The sequence below is a fragment of the Paractinoplanes toevensis genome (genome assembly GCF_018332695.1).
GTDB lineage: Bacteria > Actinomycetota > Actinomycetes > Mycobacteriales > Micromonosporaceae > Actinoplanes > Actinoplanes toevensis.
Genome location: NZ_BOQN01000113.1, coordinates 1 through 1,084 on the forward strand (window position 1 = coordinate 1; position 1,084 = coordinate 1,084).

A 1,084-nucleotide genomic window follows, 5' to 3' on the forward strand; every position below is an offset into this window, starting at 1 on the left:
TGTACTGCCCATGGACGTTGGTGACGGGGAGATCTTGAAATAGGTGAGGGCCTTCGGGTTCGGTGTGGAGTGCGACGTCCTACCCCGAACCTGCGGAGGCCCTCATGCCCCACCGTAATGCACCCCTGTCCGAGACCGGCAGACTGCGCCTAGCCCGCTGCGTGGTCGAGGAAGGCTGGCCGTTGCGGCGGGCCGCGGAACGGTTCCAGGTCAGCGCGACCACGGCGAAACGCTGGGCCGACCGCTACCGCGCCGACGGACCAGCAGGCATGACCGACCGTTCCTCACGGCCACACCACAGCCCGTCACGGACCCCGACCCGCACCGAACGGCGGATCATCAAGGTCCGCGTCCTACGCCGCTGGGGGCCGGCCCGGATCGCCTACTTCCTGAGCCTGAACCCGGCCACGGTCCACCGGGTCCTGACCCGCTACCGCTTGGCCCGGCTGGCTCACCTCGACCGGGCCACCGGCCGGGTGATCCGCCGCTACGAACACGAGCACCCCGGCGACCTGATCCACGTCGACATCAAGAAACTCGGCAACATCCCCGACGGCGGCGGGCATCGCGTCCTCGGACGTCACGCCGGTAAACGCAACCGCTCAGCCATGCCCGGCGTCCGCAAAGTGCGCCGCAGTGAACCCCAACTGGGCTACCACTACCTGCACAACGCCGTCGACGACCACTCCCGCCTGGCCTACACCGAGGTCCTGCCCGACGAGACCCGCGAAACAGCAACCGCGTTCTGGCAACGCGCCCAGGCCTGGTTCACCAGCCACGGCATCACGGTCAAACGAGTCCTGACCGACAACGGCTCCTGCTACCGGTCCCACCTATGGCGCGACGTGCTGGCCGAGGCCGGCATCACCCACAAACGCACCCGCCCCTACCGGCCCCAGCCCAACGGCAAAGTCGAACGCTACAACCGCACCATGCTCGACGAATGGGCCTACGCCCGCGCCTACCGCACCGAAACCGAACGCCGCGAAGCCCTACCCAGCTGGCTCCACACCTACAATCACCACCGCGGACACACCGCGCTCAACGGCCTACCACCCGCCAGCCGCGTACCCAACCTCTCGGG

Annotated in this window: 1 protein-coding gene; it reads left to right on the forward strand. The window is 68.3% G+C overall.

Annotated elements, in window-relative coordinates:
- Nucleotides 1-104: 104 nt before the first annotated feature.
- Nucleotides 105-1,084 (forward strand): IS481 family transposase (locus Ato02nite_RS40340; RefSeq protein WP_213011984.1); only part of this gene is annotated, 980 nt, incomplete at its 3' end.